12 protein-coding genes are annotated in these 19,946 nt (G+C 74.7%); 2 read left to right on the top strand and 10 right to left on the bottom strand.

The genetic code is table 11. From position 1 onward, the window contains the following. Positions 1-164: 164 nt before the first annotated feature. Complete coding sequence (locus LO771_RS20455; RefSeq protein ID WP_230654548.1) at positions 165-1,529, bottom strand: helix-turn-helix domain-containing protein; 1,365 nt, start codon at positions 1,527-1,529, stop codon at positions 165-167. A 631-nt stretch (positions 1,530-2,160) separates the two neighbouring features. On the opposite strand from LO771_RS20455, the gene LO771_RS20460 reads away from it, so the two are divergent. Further along, on the top strand, positions 2,161-3,237 hold the full coding sequence (locus LO771_RS20460) for an alpha/beta fold hydrolase (RefSeq protein WP_230654549.1): 1,077 nt from the start codon (positions 2,161-2,163) through the stop codon (positions 3,235-3,237). Between the two features lie 93 nt (positions 3,238-3,330). Next, complete coding sequence (locus LO771_RS20465) at positions 3,331-4,161, top strand: DNA-formamidopyrimidine glycosylase family protein (RefSeq protein WP_230654550.1); 831 nt, start codon at positions 3,331-3,333, stop codon at positions 4,159-4,161. Between the two features lie 886 nt (positions 4,162-5,047). On the opposite strand, the gene LO771_RS20470 is transcribed toward LO771_RS20465, so the two are convergent. The 9 genes from LO771_RS20470 to LO771_RS20510 all read right to left on the bottom strand — a co-directional run bounded on the left by LO771_RS20470 (position 5,048) and on the right by LO771_RS20510 (position 19,753). After that, a complete protein-coding gene (locus LO771_RS20470) occupies positions 5,048-5,521 on the bottom strand; it encodes a Dps family protein (protein ID WP_230654551.1) in 474 nt (157 codons plus the stop codon). A gap of 196 nt (positions 5,522-5,717) precedes the next feature. Then, on the bottom strand, positions 5,718-6,080 hold the full coding sequence (locus LO771_RS20475) for a helix-turn-helix domain-containing protein (protein WP_111492725.1): 363 nt from the start codon (positions 6,078-6,080) through the stop codon (positions 5,718-5,720). Between the two features lie 184 nt (positions 6,081-6,264). Then, on the bottom strand, positions 6,265-6,906 hold the full coding sequence (locus LO771_RS20480) for a CinA family protein (protein ID WP_230654553.1): 642 nt from the start codon (positions 6,904-6,906) through the stop codon (positions 6,265-6,267). 7 nt (positions 6,907-6,913) lie between these two features. Further along, entirely contained in the window at positions 6,914-7,609 is a 696-nt protein-coding gene (pgsA, locus tag LO771_RS20485) for a CDP-diacylglycerol--glycerol-3-phosphate 3-phosphatidyltransferase (protein ID WP_230654555.1), read from the bottom strand. Between the two features lie 35 nt (positions 7,610-7,644). Then, entirely contained in the window at positions 7,645-9,135 is a 1,491-nt protein-coding gene (rimO, locus tag LO771_RS20490) for a 30S ribosomal protein S12 methylthiotransferase RimO (protein ID WP_230654556.1), read from the bottom strand. Between the two features lie 98 nt (positions 9,136-9,233). After that, the gene (locus tag LO771_RS20495) at positions 9,234-10,163 is read right to left on the bottom strand and encodes a helix-turn-helix domain-containing protein (RefSeq protein ID WP_230654557.1); all 930 of its coding nucleotides are present in this window, start codon (positions 10,161-10,163) and stop codon (positions 9,234-9,236) included. Between the two features lie 296 nt (positions 10,164-10,459). After that, complete coding sequence (locus LO771_RS20500) at positions 10,460-13,129, bottom strand: DNA translocase FtsK (protein WP_230654559.1); 2,670 nt, start codon at positions 13,127-13,129, stop codon at positions 10,460-10,462. A 228-nt stretch (positions 13,130-13,357) separates the two neighbouring features. Further along, positions 13,358-14,047 carry a two-component system response regulator gene (locus LO771_RS20505; protein WP_230654561.1) on the bottom strand — a complete coding sequence of 230 codons (690 nt, stop codon included), beginning with the start codon at positions 14,045-14,047 and terminating at the stop codon, positions 13,358-13,360. Between the two features lie 285 nt (positions 14,048-14,332). Next, entirely contained in the window at positions 14,333-19,753 is a 5,421-nt protein-coding gene (locus LO771_RS20510; protein WP_230654597.1) for a HAMP domain-containing protein, read from the bottom strand. Between the last annotated feature and the right edge of the window lie 193 nt (positions 19,754-19,946).

A 19,946-nucleotide genomic window follows, 5' to 3' on the forward strand; every position in this document is an offset into this window, starting at 1 on the left:
GGCGAGGAGGCCGGGGCCGTACGGCGGCGGCTCCCTCGCCGTGCTGACCCGGCGTCAGCGACGTCCGGCTGCCGGTGGCGGCTGCCACCGGGTGCGTGCGACACCGGCACCCGGCCGGAGACGCCCGGTCCCGCCGGACCGCAGCGGGCCGGGACGCGCCCGGGTCAGCCCGGAACACGCCCCGTCAGGTCGTGCCCCGTCAGGTCGCGCCGCGCCGGGACGCGTCCGGCCGGGCCAGGCCCGGCGGGTCCGCGCTCGGCCGGTCCGCGCTCCGCCAGCATCCTGCCGCGCAGCGCCACCTCCAGCTGGAAGCGCACCCCGGGGTCGACGAGGGCCTGGCCGAACAGCTCTTCCACCCGGCGCATGCGCTGACGCACCGTCTGCGGATGGATGCCCAGCCGGGCGGCGATCTCCGGTCCGCTCCCGTTGGTCTCCAGTCTGGCCAGCAGGGTCTCCTCGATACGGCGGCGCTGCTTCTCCGTCAGCGCCTCGAGCGGCGCCAGACGGCGCTCCGCCAGCAGCCGCACCAGCTCCTCGTCCACCAGGAGCAGCAGCGTGTCGAGCCGGTCGTCGCAGAACACCGCCCGCGGCGCCCGCTGCTGCGCCGGGTCCGGAAGCAGCCGGTCGAGCAGCAGCCGGGCCCAGCGCAGCGAGTGGGCGGCCCGCTCCGGGGCGACGGCCGGGCCGACGACGGCGGTCCGGCCCGCCAGGACGGCCCGCAGCAGGGCCGCCCGGCCGGGGTCCCGGGGCTCCGGCACCAGGGCGAACGCGTCGGGCCGCTCGAAGTCCCAGAGCACCCCGGCGGGCCAGTCCGGCGCCGCGGCGGACGTCCGCGGGGCCCAGGGGTCGGCGGGCGGCCCCAGCACCACCGCGCTGACCTCCTGCGGCCAGCGCCACTCGGCCGCGCGCGCCGCCTCCCTCACGAGCGGCGGGGCCGCTCCCTCCGCGAGCAGTTCCAGGAGCCGGTGCCGCCGCCGCTGCCGGGCGCCCGCGGCGTCGGCCTGGGCCTCCGCGTAGCCCTCCACGGAGGCGCAGGCGATCCCGTCGATGTGGGCGAAGAGCGCCTCGGCCAGGACCGCGCGCAGGGCGGGACTCATCCCGGCGCGCTCGGCGACGACCGAGTAGCGCCGCCAGGCGAGCCTGGCGCCGAGCCGGTAGGCGGCCTGCAGGGCGTCCAGGCTGCGCCCCTCCCGCAGTTCGCCGCGCCCCAGGGCGCGGAACACGCGGGTGCCCTCCTCGTCCGGGGCGTCGTCGCCCGCGATCAGGTCGGCGAAGCGGTCCAGCGCCTGCCGTACCCCGAGCTGGATGCCGGTGCCGAAGGAGCCGTGGAGCGGCCGGGCGAACTCCGGTATCCGGCGGCGGACCTCCGCGACGATCTCCGCGGTCAGCCTGCGGTGCTCGGCGCGCAGCAGCGGCGCGAACTCCGGCGGCAGCGCGGCCCACGGGCGGTCGTAGGAGACCTCCGGCGCTCCGGGCCCGCCGGGGCCCGCCGCCGGTCCGCCGGCCCTGCCGTCCCGTACCGGCGGCATCCGTCCCACTCCCTCCGCACCCCCGGCCCTCCGCAGGTGCAAGCGGACGACTGCCGGCGGGGACGGCGCGACGCGGTGGAACGCCCTGCCGAAACGGAGGATTTCCGACTCCGCCGCAGTATCGAATTGCTTCCGGACCCGTGTCAACGCCGCATCCCGCGCCTTTCCGTCCTGTGAAGGATTGCGCACGGAACGGCCGTGTGCAGCGGCGCCGGCCGCCGGTTCCGCCGGCCCGCACCGGCCGCGCACCGGCCCTGCACCGTCATGACGGTCCGTCACCGTCCCTCGGCGGAAGCTGCTCACGGGCGCCGGAGGAGCGTCCGCGACGGGAGCCCGCAACACCGGCGAAACACTCGCCCCGGCGAGTGTTTCCCCGTACCGGACTCTTCGCCCGCCGCCATCTTCGACCCGCCGCGTACTTCTCCGTTGACACCCGGAAAGGCCGGATCCTACGGTCTGGCCAGCCTGCGGGAGGGATTGCCCGCGCCCCCGAATTCCTCTCCGCAGGTCGTATTCCTCGTTCCTCGCCATTCCCGCGCACGCCCCGGCCGGCATTCCGGCCGGGGCGCCACCGGTGACCCTGCGCACCACCCGATCGACCGCGCAGGCACCCCGAGCGAGAGGACCTGCCATGCGTCCCACCCGTCGCCGGCACCTCACCCCGAGCACGCGGAGCACCTCCACAACCCGCCCCGAACCCGCAACCCGCCCCGAACCCGCCACCTCCGACGGCACCGCGACCCACTCCGGCAGCACTGCCCGCCGTACCCGCCGCACCCTCCGCGCGGCCGCCACCGCCGCCGCCACCTCGGCGGCACTGGCCCTGTCCGCGGTCGTCGGCGCACCCGCCCAGGCCCAGCAGCTCCCGGTGAACTACAACTTCTCGTCCGGATTCGTCCGGGGGTTCCTGACCCCTCAGAAGGCGCCGCCGGGGGCGAACAACTGGAGCTGCCGTCCGAGCGCCGCCCACCCGGACCCCGTGGTGCTGGTGCACGGCACGTTCGGCAACATGAACAGCACCTGGCGCGGCGCGGCGCCGCTGCTGGCGAACAACGGCTACTGCGTCTTCGCCCTCACCTACGGGGGCCCCTCCCCCGACTCCGCCATCCAGGGCGTCGGCCGCATCACCGGCAGCGCGGCATCCCTGGCCTCGTTCGTCGACCGCGTCCTCGCCGCCACCGGGGCCGACCGGGTCGACCTCGTCGGCCACTCCCAGGGCGGAGCCGTCGCCCGCTACTACACGAAGTTCCTCGGCGGCTCCACGAAGGTCCGCCGGCTCGTCGGAATGTCCCCGAGCGGCCACGGCACCACCCTGGACGGCCTGACCGGGCTCGGCCAGGCCCTGCACATCCTCGAGCCCGTCAACCGGCTGCTCAACACCACTTTCCCCGCCCTGGCCGACCAGCAGGCCGGCTCGCCGTTCATCACCGCGCTCAACGCGGGCGGCGACACCGTGCCGGGCATCTCCTACACCACGGTCGTCACCCGGTACGACAAGGTGGTGACCCCTTACCAGACCGCCTACCTCAGCGGCCCGGACACCGTCAACATCACGGTGCAGGACCAGTGCGAGGCCGACCTCACCGACCACCTCGAGATGTCCTACGACCCGGTGGCCCTCACCTACGTGCTCAACGCCCTCGACCCGGAGCACCCCCGCAGCATCCCCTGCCAGGTGGTGCTCCCCCTGACCGGCCCGCTGCACTGAGGTCCACCCGCCTCCCGCACCGGGACCGGTGAGCCCCCGGGCCGCACGGCGACACCGCCGCCGCGGCCCGGGGGCGCGCGGCATGATGGAGGGGTGCCCGAAGGCGACAGCGTGTACATGGCCGCCACCCGGCTCCGCGAGGCGCTCGCGGGCCGGGTGCTCACCACCGCCGACCTGCGGGTGCCCCGGCTGGCGACCGCGGACCTGGCCGGCCGCGAGGTCACCGCGGTCGTCCCCCGGGGCAAGCACCTGCTGACCCGCGTCTCGGGCGGCTGGACCCTCCACACCCACCTGCGCATGGACGGCCGCTGGCAGGTGTACCGACCCGGGGAGCGCTGGCGCGGCGGGCCCGACTGGCAGGTCCGGGTGGTCCTCGGCACCGAGGCGGGCGCAGCCGTCGGCTACCGGCTCCCCGTCGTGGAGCTGCTGCGGACCGAGGACGAGGCGCAGGCCGTCGGGCACCTCGGGCCGGACCTGCTCGGGCCGGACTGGGACCCGGAGGAGGCCCTGCGGCGGCTGCTGCGGCAGCCCGACCGCCCCCTCGGCGAGGCACTGCTCGACCAGCGCACCCTGGCCGGGATCGGCAACGTCTACCGCTGCGAGCTGTGCTTCCTGCGCGGGGTCACCCCGTGGACCCCCGTCGGCGAGGTGGACCGTCCCGGGCGGCTGCTCGACCTGGCCCACCGGGCGCTGGACGCCAACAAGCTGCGGTACGGCCACGTCACCACGGGCGACACGCGGCCGGGCCGGCGGCACTGGGTCTACGGCAGGGCGGGGCAGCCGTGCCTGCGGTGCGGGACCACGGTGGCGGTGGCGGAGCGGGAGGACCCGTCCCTGGAGCGGATCACCTACTGGTGCCCGGTCTGCCAGCGGGGTCCGTCCCCGGTTCCGCAGACCCCCCGCAGAGGCCTTCCCCGCCGCTGACCCGGCGGCCGCAGAGGGACGCCCCACCCGGAGCGCGGAGCTGCCGGCCGGCGGCGCGCACCCGGCACCCGGGGATGCAGCCGTACGGCCCGGCCGGACCGCGCGAGACGGGAGGGCAGGCATCCGGGAGGCCGGCGGACGAACTGCCGGAGGACGAGCTGCCGGCGGACGGGGCGCCGGAGAGCGGACGCCCGGAGTCGGGACGTCCCGGGCCGGGGCCTTCCGGGTCCGGGCGGACGGGGCGCCGGCGACGGACCGGGCCGGTGCGCCGGCGGCTGCAGTGCACGGGCAGGAGGCTCAGCCCGAGACCGCTGCCGGCCAGCGCCCCCAGCACGGATGCGGTCCCGCCCGGCAGGACGGCCGGGCCGGCGAGCAGCAGCCACCAGCAGAGCGCCGACAGCAGGGCCGCGGCGGCCCAGGCCGCCGGAGTGCGCCGGGGCAGCGGGACCGCGGCGCGGCAGGCGGAGACCGCCGTACGGACGGCGCGCGGGACGGTGTCCGCGGAGCGCGGGGTCGTCGGAGGCCGATGCGTGGACCGATGCATGGGACCCGCCTCCCTGGGGCCTCGAAGGGGCCGGTCGCGGAGTACGGACGGGTGGGGCCAGGACGGTGGGGCACGGGCGGGGCGGTGAGGTCACGACGGTGGGGCACGGACCGGTCGCGGTACCAGGGGCCGGGCGGGGACGAAGGAGGACACGGCCCCTGGGGCCAGGGCCCCTGTGGGCTCCGGCCCCGCGGTCCGCCCGGTCCGCAGGGGCCGGACCCGCGGGGTCAGGTCTGCGGGGTCAGGTCTGCGGGAGCCAGGTCCGCGGGAGCCAGGTCCGCAGGGGTGAGGGCGCACGGCTCGGCGGCCGCGCCGCTCCCGGCGCGGCCGCCTCCACCGGGTTCAGCTCTGGTTCTCCGCCTGGAACATCCAGTACTGCTTCTCCATCTCGGCCGTGAGGCCGATGAAGAGGTCCTGGGTGACCGGGTCGGGCTTCTCCGTGGCCTCGATGCGCTCGCGCATGCGGCCGATGGCGGCGGCGAACGCCTCCACCAGGGCCTCCACCACGTCGGTGTCGCGCACCCAGCCCGAGGGGAAGTCGGGCAGGCCGCTGGTCTTGGCCACGGTCGCGGCGCGCCCGTCGGGGTTGACGCCGATCGCCGCGGCCCGCTCCGCCACGGTGTCGGAGTAGGTGCGGGCGGTGGTGACGACCTCGTCGAGCTGCAGGTGGATGGAGCGGAACCGCGGGCCGATCAGGTTCCAGTGGGCCTGCTTGGCCAGCAGCGAGAGGTCGAGCAGGTCGACCAGCGCGCTCTGCAGGGCGTTGCCGGTGACCTCGCGGTCGCTGTCGGAGAGCGGGCTCTTGACGACTGTCATCTCTGGGTTGCTCCTCCCGCCCCGGACGGCGGCGGCCGCCCCGGGCAGCCGGGGACTCGATCACGCCGACCGGAGCGGTCTCCGGGGCGGCACCGGTCGCATGCCCCCGATCCGGCGGACCATTCGGGCCGGTGGGGGCGTTCGGACCGTTCGGGGAGGAGGGTGCCCGGACGGGCGGCGGCGGGCGGCCGGCCCGTCAGGCGGCCACCACGTCGACGGCGGCGGCCTGGGCGGTCTTCTGGGTGATCGAACTCATCCGGTCGGCGGCGGGGCCGGGGACCGGGACGGGCTCCAGCACCGGGCGCACCGGCTCGCCGGCGGCCAGCTCGGCCAGCGACAGCTCGTCGCTCACCTCGCGCATGACCTCGGACATGCGGACGTCCAGCGCGTCGCAGATGGCGGAGAGCAGCTCGGAGGACGCCTCCTTCTGTCCGCGCTCGACCTCCGAGAGGTACCCGAGGGAGACGCGTGCCGCCGCGGACACCTCGCGGAGGGTACGGCCCTGACGCTGGCGCTGCCGACGCAGCACGTCACCCAGCAGGCGACGGAGCAGGATCATCGGTGGCTCCCTCCTCGGACCGCGGATCGAGACGTCACGTCCCCACCGTACCGCCTTGCCCGCATCACGTGCGGGGGCCATGGTCGTGTTCACTCTCGGCTGTACGCATGGCCCCTCCCTTGTGGTTCCCGCTATGGACGCGCCGTCGGGCGCCCCGGTGGACGCCTGCAACACCGGGCGCCCCTCACCCATTCCGGTGCCTCCCGGCCCCTTCACGGTCCTTCCCCGCACGGTCCCGCCCCTCCCCGTCCACACCCCGTTCCTCCCCGTCCCCGACGCGGGGGCCGGGCCCGGCGGGAGTCCCGCCGTGGGCCCCGGCGGGGAGTCCCAGCTGGTCCTGGAGCAGTTCCAGGGCGGCGGCCACCGCCTTGCGTCGGATTGTGGCACGCCCCCCCGACAGCACGGGCGAGGAGACCGCACTTCCCCCCGGGCCGACCACCGCGAGGTGTACGGTGCCCACCGGCCTGCCGTCCTGCGGGTCCGGGCCGGCCACGCCGGTGGTGGCCACGCCGTAGACGGCGCCCATCAGCCGCCGCACGCCCTCCGCCATCTGGAGCGCCACCCGGGGGTGGACGGGGCCCTCGGCGGCCAGCAGGCCGCCGTCGACGCCGAGGACCGACTCCTTGAGGTCGGTGGCGTAGGCCGTCACCGAGCCCCGGAAGGTGCGGGAGGCACCCGGGACGTCCACCAGCTGCGCGGCCAGCAGGCCGCCGGTGAGGGACTCGGCCACGGCGACGGTGCCGCCGGCGGCGCCGAGCGCCGCGTGCAGCCGCCGGGCGAGGTCGGGGACGGCGTCGCCGCCGTCCCCGGGTGCGGGCGTGCTCATACCCGGATCATGCCCCCGCACGGGCGCGGGCAAGCCCGGCCCGCCGCAGCACGAGCGCCTGGCGGACGTAGTCCGCGCCGGTGCCCACGGTGAGCAGCACCGCGACGCCCATCAGCACCGCCCGCGCGGTGGCCAGCCAGCCGGTGAGGGGCAGCACGTACATGCCGACCGCGATGCCCTGGGTGAGGGTCTTCAGCTTGCCGCCGCGGCTGGCCGGGATGACGCCGTGCTTGATCACCCAGAAGCGCATCAGGGTGATGCCGAGCTCGCGGGCGAGGATGACCGCGGTCACCCACCAGGGCAGGTCGCCGAGGACGGAGAGCCCGACGAGCGCCGCACCCATGATCGCCTTGTCGGCGATGGGGTCGGCGATCTTGCCGAAGTCGGTCACCAGGCCCTTGCGGCGGGCGAGTTCGCCGTCGAAGAGGTCGGTGATCATGGCGACGGCGAAGGAGGCCCAGGCGACGGCGCGCCACTTGGGGTCGTGGCCGCCCGCGGCGAGGAGCAGCGCCACGAAGACCGGCACCAGCAGCAGGCGCAGCATGGTCAGCAGGTTGGCGACGTTCCAGATGCCCGGCGGCGGCCCGCTGCCGTCCGCCGCCCCGCCGGCGCCCGGCGGCACCGACGGGGGCACGGGGGCGTGGTGCTCCGCCATGGCCTCTCCCGCCGCCTCGGCGGCCGTCAGCCCGGCCGCCTCCTCCACGCGGGCGCCTCTGCCCCCCGCCCGGGCCCCACGGGTCACGCGCCGCCCCCCGCGCCGCCGTCGAGCGGCTCGGCCACCAGGTCGACGCCCTCGGCGGCCACCACGCGGGCCCGGACGAACCGGCCGGGCGCCGCGTCCACCGCGCCCGTGAGCGTGGTCAGGCCGTCCGTCTCCGGCGCCTGGTGCGCGGCGCGGCCCTCGACCACCGGCCCGTCGCCGTCGCCGTCCTCGGCGTCGTCGTAGGGGACCACCGACTCCACCAGCACCTCGACCTCGGTCCCGACGCGCTCCTCGGCGCGCTGGGCGGTCATCTCCTCCGCCAGGCGGCTCAGCCGTGCCAGCCGCTCGGCGACCTCGTCCTCGGGCAGCTTGCCGTCGTAGCCGGCGGCCTCGGTGCCGTCCTCGTCGGAGTAGCCGAAGACGCCGATCGCGTCGAGCCGGGCGTGGGTGAGGAACCGCTCCAGCTCCGCCAGGTCGGCCTCGGTCTCGCCGGGGAAGCCCACGATGAAGTTGGACCGGACGCCGGCCTCCGGCGCCTTGGCGCGGATGCCCTCCAGCAGCTCCAGGAAGCGGTCGGTGTCGCCGAAGCGGCGCATCCGGCGCAGCACGGCGGGCGCGGAGTGCTGGAAGGACAGGTCGAAGTAGGGCACGACGCCGGGGGTGCCGGTCATCACGTCGATGAGGCCGGGCCGCATCTCGGCCGGCTGCAGGTAGCTGACCCGCACCCGCTCGATGCCGTCGACGGCGGCGAGCTCCGGCAGCAGGGCCTCCAGCAGCCGGATGTCGCCGAGGTCCTTGCCGTACGAGGTGTTGTTCTCGCTGACGAGCATGACCTCGCGGACGCCCTGCTCGGCGAGCCAGCGGGTCTCGGAGAGGACGTCGGCGGGGCGGCGCGAGAGGAAGGACCCGCGGAAGGCGGGGATGGCGCAGAAGGAGCAGCGGCGGTCGCAGCCGGAGGCGAGCTTCACGGAGGCGACCGGGCTGTCGTCCAGCCGGCGGCGCAGGGTGCGGGGGCCGGAGGCGGGCGCCAGGCCCTCGGGGAGGTCCTCCGGGGCCCCGTGGCCGGGGACGGCGACCTCGGTGGCGGCGGCCTGGCGCTGGACGGGGGTCAGGGGCAGCAGCCTGCGGCGGTCGCGGGGCGCGTGCGCGGTGTGGTGGCCGCCGGAGAGGATGGTCTGCAGGCGGTCGGCGATGTCGGCGTAGTCGTCGAAGCCGAGGACGGCGTCGGCCTCGGGCAGGGCGTCGGCGAGCTCCTTGCCGTAGCGCTCGGCCATGCAGCCGACCGCGACGACGGCCTGGGTGCGGCCGTGGCCCTTGAGGTCGTTGGCCTCCAGCAGGGCGTCCACGGAGTCCTTCTTGGCGGCCTCGACGAAGCCGCAGGTGTTGACGACGGCCACGTCGGCGTCGGCGGCGTCCGGGACGAGCTGCCAGCCGTCGGCCTCCAGCCGCCCGGCGAGTTCCTCGGAATCGACCTCGTTGCGGGCGCATCCGAGCGTGACAAGGGCGACAGTACGGCGTTCTGGCATGCCGCAAGGTTAACGCGCGGCCCCCGGAGGTGTGTCTCCGGAGGCCGCGCGGCCGCCGCGGCGGGCGGCGGGGGCAGTGCAGGGCCGGGCTGCGGGGCCTACGCGGCCTCGGGGTCGCCCGGGGTGTAGGTGAGCCTGACCACCTGGCCGTCCGGCCCGGCCGGGCCGAGGTCCTTGCCGTTGACGTACAGGTGGACGGCGCCGGCGTTGCCGAGCACCAGCCTGATCTTCCTGGGGTCGGTGAAGGTCTGGTCCTCCCCCGACTGCAGGTTCTTCTGGAAGAGGGTGTTGCCCTGGCTGTCGATCGCGGAGACCCAGCTGTCGCCGTTCTGGGCGACCAGCTTGACCGTGACCCGGTCCGCGGGGGCGGCCGCGATCGGCGACTCCGTGCGCGGGGTGGCGGGCGGGGTCGGCCGGACGGTGACCGGGGCCGACGCCTTGCGGCTGGGCAGCGGCGTGGAGGCGACCTTCTCGGCGTGCCCGGCGCCCCGGCCGCTCGCCAGGTTGAAGCCGATGAGCGCGACGACGGCGACGATCGCGGCGACCATGGCGGCCGTCCAGTTGGGGCGCCGCCGCTCGGTGCGGATCCGCTCCGCCTCGAAGATCTGCGCCGGGCGGGCGGAGGACGGCGCGCCGCCGTGCTCCGCGTCGTACCGGGCGACCAGGGCGTCGCCGTCCACGCCGACGTACCGGGCGATGGCCCGGATGTGGCCGCGGGCGTAGAAGTCGCCGCCGCAGCGGCTGTAGTCGTCCTCCTCGATGGCGTGCACTATCGGCACCCGGACCCGCGTGGCGGAGCTGACCTGATCGACGGTCAGCGCGGCGTCGATCCGGGCGGAGGCCAGGATCCGGCCGATCGTGGGCAGGGGGGCGGCGGCCGGCACGGCCTCGGCAGGCGGCTGGAAGGAGGCGGGTACGGGCGGTCTGCGCCGCCCGATCGCGGAGGACCCGGACATCGTCGGAGCGGAGCCGGGCGCGGCGGTGTCGGACCGGCGGTTGTCGCCGAGCGGGGACTTGCCGATGGTCACTTGGGCGCCTTTCGAGCGTTGGCCACCTGCTGGAATATCAGTCTAGAGGGGGTGGGAAACCCTTTATCAAGCCGGGCGGGACCGAATGCGCACGGCCCGTGCCCACGCACCCGGCGGGCCCGGTGGAACCGGCGTCCGGCCCCCCGTGCCCGGACCGGCCCGTACCCGGACCGGTCGCCCGGTCCCGGCCGCGCCGGCCGCGTGTGCGGACCGGCGTCCGCACGGCCCCTGCCCGCGTGGACGCAGCGGCACGCCGATCGGTTCCCCACCTCCCGAACGAGTCCGGGACCGGGAGGTCACCCCCGGAGTTCGACGAGGACGCCGTCCAGCTCGTCCGGTTTGACGAGGACGTCGCGGGCCTTCGACCCCTCGCTCGGGCCGACGATCCCGCGCGACTCCATCAGGTCCATCAGCCTTCCCGCCTTGGCGAATCCCACACGCAGCTTGCGCTGGAGCATCGAGGTCGACCCGAACTGGGTGGAGACCACCAGCTCGGCGGCCTGGCAGAGCAGGTCGAGGTCGTCGCCGATCTCCTCGTCGATCTCCTTCTTCTGGCCGGACCCGACGGTGATGTCCTCGCGGTAGGAGGGCGTCAGCTGCTCCTTGCAGTGCTTCACCACCGCGGCGACCTCGGCCTCGGTGACGAAGGCGCCCTGCATGCGGACCGGCTTGCCCGCGCCCATCGGCAGGAAGAGCGCGTCGCCCTTGCCGATCAGCTTCTCCGCGCCGGGCTGGTCCAGGATGACCCGGGAGTCGGCGAGCGAGGAGGTGGCGAAGGCGAGCCGGGAGGGGACGTTGGCCTTGATGAGCCCGGTCACCACGTCGACCGAGGGCCGCTGGGTGGCCAGCACGAGGTGGATGCCGGCGGCGCGGGCGAGCTGGGTGATCCGCACCACGGAGTCCTCGACGTCGCGCGGGGCCACCATCATGAGGTCGGCCAGCTCGTCGACGATCACCAGCAGGTACGGGTAGGGCGCCAGCTCCCGCTCGCTGCCGGCCGGGGGCTGCACCCTGCCCGCGCGCACCGCCGCGTTGAAGTCGTCGACGTGGCGGAAGCCGTAGGCGGCCAGGTCGTCGTAGCGCAGGTCCATCTCGCGGACGACCCACTGCAGCGCCTCGGCGGCCTTCTTGGGGTTGGTGATGATCGGCGTGACCAGGTGCGGGATGCCCTCGTACGCGGTGAGCTCGACCCGCTTGGGGTCGACCAGCACCATCCGCACCTCGTCGGGGGTGGCGCGGGCCAGGATCGAGGTGATGAGGCAGTTGATGCACGAGGACTTGCCCGCGCCGGTGGCGCCGGCGACCAGGATGTGCGGCATCTTGGCGAGGTTGGCGACCACGGTGTGGCCCTCCACGTCCTTGCCCATGCCGACCAGCATCGGGTGGCCGTCCTCGGCGGCGGCGCGGGAGCGCAGCAGGTCGCCGAGGTTGACCATCTCGCGGTCGCGGTTGGGGATCTCGATGCCGACGGCGGACCGGCCGGGGATCGGGCTGATGATCCGCACGTCCGGGCTGGCGACCGCGTAGGCGATGTTCTTGGCGAGGGCGGTGATCCGCTCCACCTTGACGGCCTGGCCGAGCTCCACCTCGTAGCGGGTGACCGTCGGGCCGCGCGTGAAGCCGGTGACGGCCGCGTCCACCTTGAACTCGGCGAAGACGCCGGTGAGCTGGGCCACCACGTCGTCGTTGGCCTGGCTGCGGGCCTTGCCCGGGCCGCCGCGCTCCAGCAGGTCCAGGGAGGGCAGCGCATAGGTGACGTCCCCGGAGAGCTGCAGCTGCTCCATGCGGACGGGGGCCGGGCCGTGGCCGTCGGGGGCGTCCGGCCCGCCGGGGGCGTGGGGGCCGGAGCCGCTGCGGGCGGCCGGGAGGACGGGCTCCTCGGGCGGGGCGGTGCGGTCGACCACGCGGGGCACCATGCCCGCCAGGGTGGAGGAGCCGGGCACGCCGAACTCCACGGCGCCCTGCAGGTCGGCCGCGACCCCGCGCGCCACGTCGCGGGTGGCGAAGAGGCCGTCGTCGGCGGGCTCGGGCAGCGGCTCGGCCTGCCTGCGGCGCGGGCGGCGGCGCTTGGCCGGCGGGTCGCCGCCGTCCTTCTCCAGCGTGTAGGGCAGGGCGGTGTAGTCGGCGTCCTCGGGGGGCTCGGTGGAGTGCTCCCGGTCGGCCGCGCCCGGTGCGGCGGCGTCCGCGGACGGGGGCCGCTCCACGACGCCGAGGCGGTGGCCCAGCAGCCGCAGCCGTTCGGGGATCCGGTTGACCGGGGTGGCGGTGACCACCAGCAGGCCGAAGAAGGCCAGGAGGAGGAGCAGCGGCACGGCGAGGGCCGGTCCGGCGGCCGCCATCATCGGGCGGGAGGCGGCCCAGCCGACGATGCCGCCGGCCTGCCGGATGCGGGTGGCGCCGGTCTGCATGCCGGGCGCCCCGCAGCCGATGTGGACCAGGCCCAGGACGCCGACGGTCAGCGCGCCCAGGCCGATGACGATCCGGCCGTTGGCCTCCGGGCGCTCGGGGTGGCGCAGCAGGCGCCAGGCGATCCCGGCGAGCGGCAGGGCCACCAGGACGTCCAGGCGGCCGAAGGCGCCGCTGACCACGGCGGTGGCGGCGACGCCCAGCCAGCCCTGGGGGGTGAACCAGGTGCCGGCGGCGGTCACCAGGGCCAGGGCGAGGAGCAGCAGTCCGAGGCCGTCGCGGCGGTGGGCGGGGTCCAGGCCCTTGGCGCCGTCGCCGAAGCCTCGGAAGACGGCGCCGACGGCGTGCGCGAGGCCCAGCCAGCAGGCGCGCACGGCCCGGAAGAGCACGGGCCGGGGCGGCGGTGGCGGCGGGGCGGCCTTCCTCGCGGGGGCCCTGCGGGCCGCGGGCCTGGCGGCCGCGGGCTTGGCGGCCCCCTTGCCGGCCGCTCCGGAGGCGCCCTTCTTCGACGGCCCCGAGGGCGGCGTGCGCGGGGCACTTCCGGACGTACGTGTGGCCATGGTCAGAGGGTACCGGCGCCGCCACCCGGGGGACATGCGGCCGGACGCGGCCCCGGGGGGCGTGTCGCGGCCGGGGCGGGACGCGGCGGTCCACCCGAACGGCCGTCACCCGAGCGCCCGTCACCTGCCCGTCCCGGCAATCCCGTCCGGGCCGCCCTTCCCCGGCACACCTGCGGAGGACGCCGGTGCCGGACGGCAGGACCCCGGACGGCGGCGGGCCGGGCGGCCCTAGCCGGGGAAGGCGCCGCCGACGCCGCCCGCGCCGGGCTCCAGGGCGTCCAGGGCCCGCCGCAGCCCGGCGACCTTCCGCTCGAGGTGGGCGGCGGTCGCGGCGGCGGCGGTGTCGGCGGACCCGTCGAGCTGCTTGGTGAGCGCCTCGGCCTGCTCCTCCACGGCCGCCAGCCGGGCGGACAGTTCGGCGAGCAGCCCGCCGCTGACCGGGGGCTCCTTGCGCTCGGCCTCGTCGGCGCCCGCCGCCTGCCCCGACTCCAGCTGCAGGCGCAGCAGCGCCGCCTGCTCCTTGAGCTGGCAGTTCTTCATGTACAGCTCGACGAAGACGGAGACCTTGGCCCGCAGCACCCACGGGTCGAACGGCTTGGAGATGTAGTCCACCGCGCCGGCCGCGTAGCCCCGGAAGGTGTGGTGGGGGCCGTGGTTGATGGCGGTGAGGAAGATGATCGGGATGTCGCGGGTGCGCTCGCGGCGCTTGATGTGGGCGGCGGTCTCGAAGCCGTCCATGCCGGGCATCTGCACGTCCAGCAGGATGACCGCGAAGTCGTCCGTCAGCAGCGCCTTGAGCGCCTCCTCCCCGGACGATGCCCGCACCAGGGTCTGGTCGAGCGCGGAGAGGATCGCCTCCAGCGCCAGCAGATTCTCCGGCCGGTCATCGACCAGGAGGATCTTGGCCTTCTGCACCATGGCCCGTCCTCCTCGCCCCGGGAGTGCCCCGGTCGCCGCCCCCACGGGCGACACCTGTGCGCCGCCTGCCCTCGTGCCGGTCATGGTAGTCGCACCTTTTCGTCGGCCACAGCACGTCGCCGCCCGCCGCGACGACGTCTCGCGGCACGCGACCTGCCACCGGATCCCCCGGCCCCTCCTGGCAACGCCGAGCGACCCTACCCGGTTCCCGTCCCGGGGGGCCACCACGCGTTCGGGTGACGGCGCGGCCCGGGGCGCGGCGGGGCGCGGCGGGCGGCGCCGGGGCTACCGTCCGCGCGCCCGCAGCCAGTGGTCCATCACCCCCAGCAGGTGGTCGGTGTCCACGGGCTTGGTGACGTGGTCGGAGGCGCCCGCCTCGATGCTCTTCTCCCGGTCGCCCTTCATCGCCTTGGCGGTGAGGGCGATGATGGGCAGTCCGGCGAACTGCGGCATGCTGCGGATCGCCTCGGTCGTGGCGTAGCCGTCCATCTCCGGCATCATGATGTCCATGAGCACCAGCGCGACGTCGTCGTGCTGCTCCAGGACCTCGATGCCCTCCCGGCCGTTCTCCGCGTAGAGCACGGTCAGGCCGTACTGCTCCAGCACGCTGGTGAGGGCGAAGACGTTGCGGATGTCGTCGTCGACGATCAGCACCTTCTCCCCCTCGAAGCGGCCCTGGAAGGGCTGCCCCTCCCCGGCCCGGTCGTCCGCGGCGGCGGCGCCCCGGCCGGGGAACGCGACGGCGCGCGGGAGCGCGCGGGGGGCGGGCGGCGCCGGGGGCTCCGGCGCGGCGGCCGGCGGCGGCCCCGCCCGGTGCCCGGCGTCGCGGTGCGCCGCGTCGCGCTGCGCGGCCGCCCGGCGGCGGTCGGCCGCCGTCCCGCGCCGCCGCTCCTCGGCCAGCTCCCGGACCTCCTGCGCCCAGTGCTCCGCCGGGCTGCCGGCCGCAGCGTCGTGCCCGGACCGGGCGGCCTCCGCCGGGTACGGCTCGCCGCCGCGGCGCTCGGCGTCCGGCTCGTCGGCGCGCAGCGGCAGGTAGAGGGTGAAGGTGGAGCCGCGGCCCAGCTCGCTCTCGGCGTGGATCTCGCCGCCCAGCAGCCGGGCGATCTCCCGGCTGATGGACAGGCCGAGCCCCGTGCCGCCGTACTTGCGGCTGGTGGTGCCGTCGGCCTGCCGGAAGGGCTCGAAGATCTCCCGGAGCTTGTTGCTGGGGATGCCGATGCCCGTGTCCGTCACCGAGAAGGCGACCAGCGGCTCCTCGGGCCCGGCGATCGCCCCGGCCTCCAGCAGCTGCTCGCGCACGTACGCGGGCACGTCGTCGCCCGCGGGGCGGATCAGCAGCTCCACCGCACCGCCGTCGGTGAACTTCACCGCGTTGGAGAGCAGGTTGCGCAGCACCTGCTGGAGCCGCTGCTCGTCGGTGTGGAGGGTGACGGGCAGGTCCGGGGAGACCCGGACGGCGAAGTCCAGGCCCTTGTCGGCGGTGAGCGGCCGGAAGGCGGCCTCCACGTAGTCGACGAGCTGGACCAGGGCGATCCGCGAGGGGCGGACCTCCATCTTGCCCGCCTCGACCTTGGACAGGTCCAGGATGTCGTTGATCAGCTGGAGCAGGTCGGTGCCGGCGCCGTGGATGGTCTCGGAGAACTCCACCTGCTTGGGCGAGAGGTTGCCCTCGTTGTTGTCGGCGAGGAGCTTGGCGAGGATGAGCAGCGAGTTGAGCGGGGTCCGCAGCTCGTGCGACATGTTGGCCAGGAACTCGCTCTTGTACCGGGAGGCCAGCGCCAGCTGCTCGGCGCGCTCCTCCAGGACCTGGCGGGCCTCCTCGATCTCGCTGTTCTTGATCTCGATGTCGCGGTTCTGCTGGGCCAGCTGCTCGGCCTTCTCCTGCAGCTCCTCGTTGGTGTGCTCCAGCTCCTCCTGGCGCGCCTCCAGCTCGGCGGAGCGCATGGAGAGCTCGGCGGTGAGGCGCTGCGACTCCAGCAGCAGGCCCTCGGTCTTGGTGTTGACGCTGATGTTGTTGACGGTGACGCCGATCATCTCGGCGATCTGCTCCAGGAAGTCCAGCACGACGCTGGTGAAGGAGCTGAACGAGGCCAGCTCGATCACCCCGAGCACCCGGCCCTCGAACATCACCGGCAGCACGATCACGTGGGCCGGCGAGGCCTCGCCGAGACCGGAGGCGATCTTGAGGTACCCGGGCGGGGCGTCCCGGAGCATGACCGGCCGCTTCTCGACCGCGGCCTGGCCGATCAGCGACTCGCCGAGCCGGAAGTGGGTGGGCATCGCGCGGCGCTGGTAGCCGTAGGAGCCGATCAGGCGCAGCACGACGTCGCTCTGGTCGTCGTCCTCGGTGACCAGGGCGGCGGAGCGGCCGCCGGGCTGGGCGAGGAAGAAGGCGCCGTGCTGGGCGGAGACCACCGGCGTCAGCTCGCTCATGATGAGCGCGGCGACCGCCTCCAGGTCGCGGCGGCCCTGGAGCAGGCCGGAGATCCGCGCGAGGTTGGTCTTGAGCCAGTCCTGCTCCTTGTTGGTGCGGGTGGTCTCGCGCAGGTTGGCGATCATCTGGTTGATGTTGTCCTTGAGCTCGTCGAGCTCCCCGGACGCGTCCACGTCGATGCGCAGCGAGAGGTCGCCGCGGGTCACCGCGGTGGCGACCTGGGCGATGGCCCGGACCTGGCGGGTGAGGTTGCCGGCCAGCTCGTTCACCGACTCGGTGAGGTCCTGCCAGGTGCCGGCGACGCCGGGGACGCGGGCCTGGCCGCCGAGGCGGCCCTCGGCGCCCACCTCGCGCGCCACCCGCGTCACCTCGACGCCGAACGCGGAGAGCTGGTCGACCATGGTGTTGAGGGTGGTCTTGAGCTCCAGCATCTCGCCGCGGGCGTCGACGTCGATCTTCTTCGACAGGTCGCCGTTGGCGACGGCGGTGGTGACCAGGGCGATGTTCCGCACCTGGCCGGTGAGGTTGTTCGCCATCAGGTTGACGTTCTCGGTGAGGTCCTTCCAGATGCCGGCGACGCCGGGGACGTTCGCCTGGCCGCCGAGGATGCCCTCGGTGCCCACCTCGCGCGCCACCCGCGTCACCTCGACGGCGAAGGCGGAGAGCTGGTCGACCATCGTGTTGAGGGTGCCGGCGAGGGCGGCGACCTCGCCCTGCGCCTCGATGGTGATCTTCTTCGACAGGTCGCCGTTGGCGACGGCGGTGGCGACCTGGGCGATGTTGCGGACCTGGCTGGTCAGGTTGGACGCCATGAAGTTGACGTTGTCGGTGAGGTCCTTCCAGATGCCGGAGACGCCCCGCACCCGGGCCTGGCCGCCGAGGATGCCCTCGGTGCCCACCTCGCGCGCCACCCGCGTCACCTCGTCCGCGAAGGCGGAGAGCTGGTCGACCATCGTGTTGACGGTGGTGACCAGCTCCAGGATCTCGCCCCGGGCGTCCACGGTGATCTTCTTGGAGACGTCGCCGCGGGCCACCGCCGTGGTCACCTCGGCGATGTTCCGCACCTGGCCGGTGAGGTTGTTCGCCATCAGGTTGACGTTGTCGGTCAGGTCCTTCCAGGTGCCGGAGACGCCCGGCACCAGGGCCTGGCCGCCGAGGCGGCCCTCGGTGCCCACCTCGCGGGCGACCCGGGTCACCTCGTCCGCGAAGGCGCCGAGCTGGTCGACCATGGTGTTGATGGTGGTCTTCAGCTCCAGGATCTCGCCCCGGGCGTCCACCTCGATCTTCTGCGACAGGTCGCCGCGCGCCACCGCGGTCGCGACCTGGGCGATGTTCCGCACCTGGCCGGTGAGGTTGTTCGCCATGAAGTTGACGTTGTCGGTCAGGTCCTTCCAGGTGCCGGCGACGCCGGGCACGCTCGCCTGGCCGCCCAGCATGCCCTCGGTGCCCACCTCGCGCGCCACCCGCGTCACCTGCTCGGCGAAGGCGGAGAGCTGGTCGACCATCGTGTTGATGGTGTTCTTCAGCTCCAGGATCTCGCCCCGGGCGTCCACCTCGATCTTCTGTGACAGGTCGCCGCGCGCCACCGCCGTGGTCACCTGGGCGATGTTGCGGACCTGGTCGGTGAGGTTGTTCGCCATGAAGTTCACCGAGTCGGTCAGGTCGCGCCACACCCCGGCGACGCCGGGCACCCGCGCCTGGCCGCCGAGGCGGCCCTCCACGCCCACGTCCCGCGCGACCCGGGTCACCTGGGCGGCGAAGGCGGAGAGCTGGTCGACCATCGTGTTGACGGTGTTCTTCAGCTCCAGCATCTCGCCGGAGACGTCGACGGTGACCTTCTGCGACAGGTCGCCGGAGGCGACCGCGGTGGTCACCTGGGCGATGTTGCGGACCTGGCCGGTGAGGTTGCGGAAGGCGTTGTTCACCGAGTCGGTGAGGTCCTTCCAGGTGCCGGCGACGCCCGGCACCTGCGCCTGGCCGCCGAGGCGGCCCTCGGCGCCGATCTCCCGGGCGACGCGGGTGACCTCGCCGCCGAAGGCGGAGAGCTGGTCGACCATCGTGTTGACGGTGTTCTTCAGCTCCAGCATCTCGCCGGAGACGTCGACGGTGACCTTCTGCGTCAGGTCGCCGGAGGCGACCGCGGTGGTCACCTGGGCGATGTCGCGGACCTGCGCGGTGAGGTCCCGGAAGGCGTTGTTCACCGAGTCGGTGAGGTCCTTCCACACGCCCGCCGCGCCGGGCACCATCGCCTGGCCGCCGAGGCGGCCCTCGGAGGCGACCTCGCTCGCCACCCGGTTGACCTCGGCGGCGAAGGTCCGCAGCGTCTCGGTCATCGCGTTGATGGTCATCGCCAGGCGGGCGATCTCGCCGCGCGCCGTGACGGTGATCTTCTGGGAGAGGTCGCCGTTGGCGACGGCCGTGGTGACCTGGGCGATCTCCCGGACCTGGGCGGTCAGGTTGTTCGCCATGAAGTTGACGTTGTCGGTCAGGTCCTTCCAGATGCCGGCGACGCCCGGCACCTGCGCCTGACCGCCCAGCTGGCCCTCGGTGCCGACCTCGCGGGCGACGCGGGTCACCTCGGCGCCGAAGGAGGAGAGCTGGTCGACCATCGTGTTGACGGTGTTCTTCAGCTCCAGCATCTCGCCGTCCACGTGGACGGTGACCTTGCGGGACAGGTCCCCCTTGGCGACCGCGGTGGTCACCAGGGCGATGTCGCGGACCTGGGCGGTCAGCCGCCCGGCCATGGTGTTGACCGAGTCGGTGAGGTCCTTCCAGCTGCCGGACATGCCGCGGACCCGAGCCTGGCCGCCGAGCTTGCCCTCGGTGCCGACCTCGATGGCGACCCGGGTGACCTCGTCGGTGAACTCCGAGAGCTGGTCGACCAGCCCGTTCACCGTGCGGCCGATCTTCAGGAACTCGCCGCGCAGCGGGTGGGTGAGGCCGTCGGCCCCCAGCGAGCGCAGCTCCATGCGCTGCTCCAGGTCGCCCTCGGCGATGGAGCCCAGCACCCGCCCCACCTCGGCCATCGGCCGGGCCAGGTCGTCGATCAGGGCGTTGCAGTTGTCGACCGCCGAGCCCCAGGCGCCCTCGCCGGCGCCCGCCTCCAGCCGCTCGGAGAGCCGCCCCTCGCGGCCGACCACCCGCCGCACGCGCGCCAGCTCGCCGGTGAGGTGCTGGTTGCGTTCGGCGACCTCGTTGAAGACCGCGGCGATCTCGGCCATGACGCCGTCGCCGGGCACGGTCAGCCGGCGGCGGAAGTTCCCGTCCCGCATCGCGGTCAGCGCGGAGAGGAGCTTGCGCAGGTTGGCGGCGTCGGCCCCCCTGGCGCCGCCGGCGGGGACCGGTCTGCGGGGGGACGCCCCGCCCGCCGCGGCGGTCCTGGTGCCGCCACGGGGGGACGCGCCCCCCGTCGTACCGGCTGGTGCCGATTCGCCCGAACTCAACGGGTCCCTCCCGCGTAGTCGA

This window comes from Streptacidiphilus sp. ASG 303 (assembly GCF_020991365.1).
In the GTDB taxonomy this organism is placed as follows: domain Bacteria; phylum Actinomycetota; class Actinomycetes; order Streptomycetales; family Streptomycetaceae; genus Peterkaempfera.